Source organism: Candidatus Culexarchaeum yellowstonense (genome assembly GCF_024707025.1).
Classification (GTDB): domain Archaea; phylum Thermoproteota; class Methanomethylicia; order Culexarchaeales; family Culexarchaeaceae; genus Culexarchaeum.
The window spans coordinates 1-6,526 of the sequence record NZ_JANGFQ010000086.1 but is presented as its reverse complement, the minus strand read 5'-3'; the positions used below and the strand labels follow the sequence as shown (position 1 = coordinate 6,526).

General features: G+C 38.9%; 9 protein-coding genes. 5 read left to right on the top strand and 4 right to left on the bottom strand.

Going from position 1 to position 6,526, the window contains the following annotated elements; translation table 11 throughout:
- The 4 genes from MRT15_RS08470 to MRT15_RS08455 form a co-directional block, all read left to right on the top strand.
- The coding region (locus tag MRT15_RS08470) for an Ig-like domain repeat protein (protein ID WP_304329649.1) at positions 1-1,072 on the top strand (1,072 nt) is incomplete at its 5' end.
- A gap of 55 nt (positions 1,073-1,127) precedes the next feature.
- Complete coding sequence (locus MRT15_RS08465) at positions 1,128-2,138, top strand: hypothetical protein (RefSeq protein WP_304329648.1); 1,011 nt, start codon at positions 1,128-1,130, stop codon at positions 2,136-2,138.
- 760 nt (positions 2,139-2,898) lie between these two features.
- A complete protein-coding gene (locus MRT15_RS08460) occupies positions 2,899-3,087 on the top strand; it encodes a hypothetical protein (protein WP_304329647.1) in 189 nt (62 codons plus the stop codon).
- 12 nt (positions 3,088-3,099) lie between these two features.
- On the top strand, positions 3,100-3,300 hold the full coding sequence (locus MRT15_RS08455; protein WP_304329646.1) for a hypothetical protein: 201 nt from the start codon (positions 3,100-3,102) through the stop codon (positions 3,298-3,300).
- Positions 3,301-3,422: 122 nt separating this feature from the next.
- Here the strand turns inward: MRT15_RS08455 and MRT15_RS08450 are convergent, their stop codons facing one another.
- Positions 3,423-3,821 carry a PIN domain-containing protein gene (locus MRT15_RS08450; RefSeq protein ID WP_304329645.1) on the bottom strand — a complete coding sequence of 133 codons (399 nt, stop codon included), beginning with the start codon at positions 3,819-3,821 and terminating at the stop codon, positions 3,423-3,425.
- Positions 3,808-4,083 (bottom strand): hypothetical protein, encoded by a 276-nt coding sequence (locus tag MRT15_RS08445; protein WP_304329644.1) that lies wholly within the window; start codon positions 4,081-4,083, stop codon positions 3,808-3,810. The genes MRT15_RS08450 and MRT15_RS08445 overlap by 14 nt, the downstream gene beginning before the upstream one ends.
- A 207-nt stretch (positions 4,084-4,290) precedes the next feature.
- On the opposite strand from MRT15_RS08445, the gene MRT15_RS08440 reads away from it, so the two are divergent.
- Positions 4,291-4,899: a hypothetical protein gene (locus tag MRT15_RS08440; protein ID WP_304329643.1), complete on the top strand. Its 609-nt coding sequence runs from the start codon at positions 4,291-4,293 to the stop codon at positions 4,897-4,899.
- 167 nt (positions 4,900-5,066) lie between these two features.
- On the opposite strand, the gene MRT15_RS08435 is transcribed toward MRT15_RS08440, so the two are convergent.
- Complete coding sequence (locus MRT15_RS08435; RefSeq protein ID WP_304329642.1) at positions 5,067-6,221, bottom strand: UxaA family hydrolase; 1,155 nt, start codon at positions 6,219-6,221, stop codon at positions 5,067-5,069.
- The gene (locus tag MRT15_RS08430; RefSeq protein ID WP_369684965.1) at positions 6,218-6,511 is read right to left on the bottom strand and encodes a UxaA family hydrolase; all 294 of its coding nucleotides are present in this window, start codon (positions 6,509-6,511) and stop codon (positions 6,218-6,220) included. Before MRT15_RS08430 ends, MRT15_RS08435 begins: the two co-directional genes overlap by 4 nt.
- Between the last annotated feature and the right edge of the window lie 15 nt (positions 6,512-6,526).

The window sequence follows — 6,526 nt, the reverse complement described above, 5'->3', positions numbered from 1 at the left end:
ATTTGAAGTGGCATTGATGGGTAATTTGACGTGGGAGGTTTGTAGCAATGCAACTATTAAGGTTTCAGTTACAGTTCATGATATGGGTGGAAATGTGGAAGTTGAATTTAAGCAGCTTAAACTTTACTTCATCGATGGAGCTGTTTCCCAAACAGTACCCATAAATGCCCGTTTAAGTGTTGGAGGGTTAGCCTTTACTAGGGAAGCTTCATTAACAATCCTATATGGGTTTAGCTATTTGGCTCCTGGAACTTCTGAAACGAAACAGCTTAGGCTAAGTTTGGAGGGATCATACGTTGATAAGTATGGAGCTTCATGGCCAAAACTATCTGAGGAAAACGTTAACGTTAAGGTGTATGCACCCCAAACCCCTATAAGCATCACAATCGATGCACCTGAAACTATTCATGTTGGAGAGGAATTCACAATTAAAGTTAAATTGAAGAATGAAGGGAAATATCAGATAAGAGATGTCGAGTTAGAAATTGAAACGCCAACTGCAACATCCCTTCTAAGCCCATGGACAACGGGAGTAAAAATGTTAAATCCTGGAGGGGAATTCACGGCAACATTTAAGTTGAGGGCTGAGGGGGCTGCCACAAGCCAAATCTACATAGGCTACATCACCTTTAGGACTCTATGGGATTATCACGTTTGGCAACCACACATGAATCTAGGCTCTATAGTAATTAGCAAAGTCCCCACAAGTATAAGTATAACCGTGGAGCCAAGGCAAGTGACTGTTGGTGAAAGTGTAAATGTTAAGGGGGCAATTACACCAGCAATGAATACACAAATAACTCTAACAGTGAAGGAACCTGACGGATCAACAAAAACTTTCAGCACAACATCATATCTAGATGGAACATTCACGTTCACAGTGAAACTTGACAAGGAGGGCAAATACACATTCACAGCCAGTTTTCAAGGAGATACAAAATACGAAGCCACAAAAAGCAGTGAAGTCTACGTTGAAGTCAAACCAGCACCTCCACCATTATGGCTATATGCCATCGTAGCCATATGCCTCATCACAATAATAGCCATAATAGTCATAAAAATTAGGAGATGAAGCGCAACGTAAAAGTTTAAATAATATGTTCCCCATATAGGGTTTAGTGAATACTTTGGAGAAATGCGTATCTTTGATATTGCTAACTCTTCTATTCTGCTCATTTGCCTTCGTGGGTGTGGGTGGAGTGCAAGCGAAAGATATTAAGGAAGCGAGGAAGCATGCTGAGGAAATTCTGCTCCCACTTGAAGGGATTGCTGGGATAAGTCATCGTGAAGACCCTCCAAGGATAATAGTATATCTTGAGCATGAGAAGTATAAGGATAAAGTTCCAAATGAGATAGATGGCTTCAAAACAGAGGTTATTGTGATTGGAAAGGTAAAGGCTCTATCTCTACTTCAACTCGAAGAAGAATCATATACATTCTCTGGACTTGTATGTAGGACTACTAGTGTAAGACCGATAGTTGGTGGCATATCCATAGGCGTACCAAAAGATGCTTTTGGAGGTAAAATGGCTGGGACCCTCGGCTTAGTTGTACAAGGTCCAGGAGGATATTACTATATTCTTAGCAATGCGCATGTTATAGCCATGAATAGTAAAGCGCAATTCCTACCATTAGGCACAGCTGTACTCCAACCTGGAACTTATGATGGCGGCACCACTGAGGATAAGGTGGGTGAACTCTACAGCTACATTAAGATAACATTTGGCCCTAAAGGTAAGAATTATGCTGATGCTGCCATAGCAAATATCACAATAACTGAAACTGATTACTTAATTGGTGAAGTTTTGGATAGTGATAATAAAAGTACCTATACCATTAGCGGTACAACTGAAGTGAGTATAGGGGATTATGTTAGGAAGTCTGGAAGGACGACTGGAGTCACCATCAGCACCGTATCCGATACCAGTGCAACTGTTAAGGTTTGGTATACGCAATCTAAGTGGGCAGTATTCTACGATCAAATATTGGTGAATCAACCCTTCATTGAGAGTGGAGATAGTGGGAGCCCTGTAGATAAGGATGGAAAATTCGTTGGGCTAGTTTTTGCAGGAAGTAGCAACACAGCAGTGGTATGTAAAGCTAAATACATAATTAGCGGTCTAGGAATAACGATATAACCAAATAAACTACCTTTTTTGTCCTATCTTGATTTTGAGAACTTCCAATTTAACAACCATAACTCGACAAATTATTTTAGAAAGAATTTCTTAAATCTCTTTAACATGAAATTTTCGTATGAAGCACTGAAACCTTCTTTTTAAGCATGTCTTTGATAAAACTTTAATGGCAAACCATATCTAGATGTGGTTATGTTAAAGTATTGTGTGTTATACATGAGTTTATGTAAGGTAGAACCCTGTCCGTGATTGGAGCGGGTAAAATAGGGTCAGCTATTATACGTGCGTTAAAGGAGTATTGCGAGATAGCATTAAGATTATTGCGACCAGACGAAGGGGTGAAGCTTTAAAAAACCTCCTTTTATCAGCTAATGAGAGGAAGATAGCATCTGAACTTTTAAGTTTACCGGGGGTAAACTTAAATAGTTATGGGCAATTTATATTTTAAGAATATTTAAGAAACTTAAAGTATTCGCTAAAAATATCGCTCATTAGGGGGCATATATTTCATCCCGCTCTTTTCATTGGGAACTTTACTATTTCAAGATCAGCATTAAATGCTTCTAAGATTTTCTTATTGAGAATAGTTTAATATCATACTTGATGTTAGGGGGACAATATATATGAGCTTAGCACTTATCCATCCCCACCTGTTCGAAGGATACGTGTAGCTCACTCTTCAAATATTTTTAAGCTTAAAAATAGTTATGAGCATAATGAAGTCAATTAAGCAATGTTTATTTGTACATTGAAAAAAGCAATGCCAAATTTTTCGGATATTACATCATATATATCTAATCCTAAGCCTTATATAGAGATGCTTAACAAACTATACTACATGTCAAGCAGAGATGTAAGCGACGTCTATGCATTCTTCTCCAGCAAATCGATGAGAATTTGGAATTCAAGCTTCACATCATTAAACACCAGTTACGCCATACTCCCGTAGGGTTGAAGTGCTATGTTCGATGAAATACCAGTTGAAAGCTACATTACAGTCAAATCTATAGCTCAAAGTTCATGGAATTCCAAAGACCCTAAGAAGATAACGAGGGTGTATGTGTGTAAGATTTGCGATTGTAAATTCCTAACACTAACTGATGCCATAAATCATCTTAAAAGTAAACATTGGAAAACTATCCGACAAATCGACGTTTTTTAATTCCACATAAATTTAACACTCATTTTGAAGATTCCATACTTTTAAGTGATACATTATGCTCATTTTAACTATCCACCATAAACTCTACTTAACAGTTGAGATTACGTTGTCCACTGAGAGAGCTAACTGGTTTTCACATTTCTAGGTTCTATACGTTTAACATCTGTTTTATCGAAATCACTATCAAATGAAACTATTTGTAGTTTAGCTTTCTTGGCATAGTAGTATTGTAGTCCATCATCGAAATCTAATCCCACACTATTTGCCAATTCACTTGCTAAAATCTCTTCATCAATCGGTAGGTCAACCACTACTAAGCCACGCCATGTCGCAATCTCCGAGAGGAAATTTGAAACAAGTTTAGGATCTCCAAGAATAGCTGAGATTCCATGTAATGTGAAGTGAAGGATATATGATTTAACAATGCCAGCTTTAACTTTATTGAGGAAATCATAGCATTCCCTCCACCTATCCCTCTTGTAGAGTAACTCCAGCAATACATTAGCATCAACCAGGTACATTAATCATCTTCCTCCTCAAAGCTTCAACTAAATCCTCCCCACTCCACATGTAATCAGATTTGAGACCTAAACCGACTATGGAATCGACCGTGCCTATTGTATGTTGTTCCACTCCACTCAATTTCTCCTCAATTAAATCGATTATAGCCCTCGTAATAGAACCCCTCCTCAAACCATACCTCTCAGCAACATATCTACGAAACTTTTCAGCTAAAGCCTTTGGAACTTCAACTTTAATAACCTCAACATCTTCCCCATGCATATTTAAAACCCAAAAGTACTATAGAACTAAAGAACCATAAATACTTAACGGAATTAAGCTATACACATATTATTCAGTAGTCTTCCCATGAATTTTATTCAGCATTTCCAGACAGATTCACAGTAGCTCCTCAAATAGTATAGGATACTTGCATATTGAGGTTAGGGTTTATATCATGTTTCCCTCATCGTAATTATGAAAGTGAAGATGAGTGAAGAGATAATTGTAAGTAGGAAAACTGCCATTGCATTGGGATTAATATTCATAGCTTTAGTTATTTGCTTAGTAAGCGTTTTAGCGAACTATGCATCGATGATAAGCAAGAAGGATATGGAAATCTCTTCATTGAAAAATCAGATAAGGGAATTGCAAGATTTGGTGGGCAAACTTAACAGTACATTAAGGGCTAAGGATTCACAGATTTCATCGCTAAACTCCACATATTACTCGTTGAAGCAGGATTACGATAAACTCCTATCAGTAATTGAGGGTGGGGAGGCTATAGCTAAATCCGCCACATGGATTTCTGAGGATGGGCGATTAAGGGTTACAAGTGAAATTATACCTGAATTCTCCCGTGGAAAGCTGTTGAGCTACACTGTGAAGGTGACCGTCACTAATATAGGTATGGAGCCTATAAGCAAGGTTTGGATAATCCTATTCCCATACAAGGGAGACAAATTGATTGAAAATTGGAGTCCATACTCATATTCAAAGAGCGTTGAAAACCTATACATTGGGGAATCCTACAGCTACAACTTCAGTAGACTACCAAAATACATGACAACATACAAAGTAATTGCAGTAGCAGGATAAGGGGATTATTCTAAATTCTTAACAGTTCATAATCAAGTAATCATATTTTCGCTACACATACAAACAATATGCCATTTAACTCCATTACTGAAGGGATTACGATGAAATTACTGATTCTTAATGGTCTCTAGCATTTAAGCTGGAAATACATAATCTTAACATTTTAGTTAGAATGTGGATACTAATTTGTGAATGGCAAATTCCCAGTGTTTCAGAGCTTCTGCCTTAGTTGGTTTCCCATTTATTACTTCAATCATTTCATTAAATAGTCTTTCACCAGCCTCTTGGATTGTCTCTTTACCCTCTATTACAGCTGCATAGAAGTCTATGTTTTCCTCCATCAACTTATATGTTTCGGGGTTACCGGTAATTTTTATCACAGGTGCTATGGGGGAACCTGTTGGTGTACCTCTCCCAGTTGTGAAAATCACTATTTGAGCGCCACCAGCCAGCATGCCAACAATGGATTCTATATCTTGACCTGGCGTATCCATAAAGTATAGTCCGCTTTTACTTGGAATAGGTTCTGCATAATCTAGAACTCCTTGGAGTGGTTTGGTTCCAGCTTTATAAATAGCTCCGAGGGATTTCTCTTCAATCGTGGTTATGCCTCCCTTAATGTTTCCTGGACTTGGATTTCCGCCAAGTAGATCTACTTTCATGGACTTAGCTTTCTCCTCAACCCTCCTAACCACTTCCAGCAGTTTTTCCGCAACTTCCCTTGATACAGCTCTCCTAGCCAGTAAATGTTCTGCCCCTATAACCTCCGTAGTCTCAGAGAATACCACTCTACCTCCCAAATCAATAAGTTTATCAGCAACATAACCTGCAACTGGATTTGCCACGAAACCAGAAGTTGCATCAGAACCACCACATTCCAATGCAAGTGTAATGTTTGAAATATCAACCTCTTCCCTCCTTAACTTGGAAACTTCTTGTATGAATTTACGTGTAATGCTCACCCCCCTCTCCATAGCTTTTAATGTTCCACCAAGATCTTGTATCACAATATGCTCCACAAGTTTACCTGTAGCAGCTATTTTATCTGCAACCCTTTCGGGACGTACTGCTTCACAGCCTAAACCAACCACTAGCACGGCTGCCACATTGGGATTCCCACCTATCCCAATCAATGTTCTTTCCGTTTGCTCTAGATCTGCACCTATTTGACCACAACCATGTTGATTATCAATACAAACAGCACCCACAATCTCTGCAATACGCTCCGCCACAACCCTAGAACAAATTACTGTGGGCAATATTACCACATGATTCCTCACACCAACCCTCCCATCAGATCTAACATACCCCAAAACCTTCAACTTCCATTCACCTCCAAATCGCCCCTACCCCTCAAACTCTCAACATTATGGATGTGGACATGTTCACCCCTTTTAATAGGCTTAGTAGCCCTCCCAATAACTTCACCATACTTAATCACATACCCATTCTGCGGAATATCCTCCAATGCAAACTTATGCCCAAATGGAATATCATTCAACAAGACAACCCTAATCTCTTCACCACCCCTCCCAACAACAACCTCACACCCTCTACATAGATTTGCCAATGCAGTTGCCACATTATCCCTTTCATGCAATACAACAGCCACCCCCCTAAAAACACC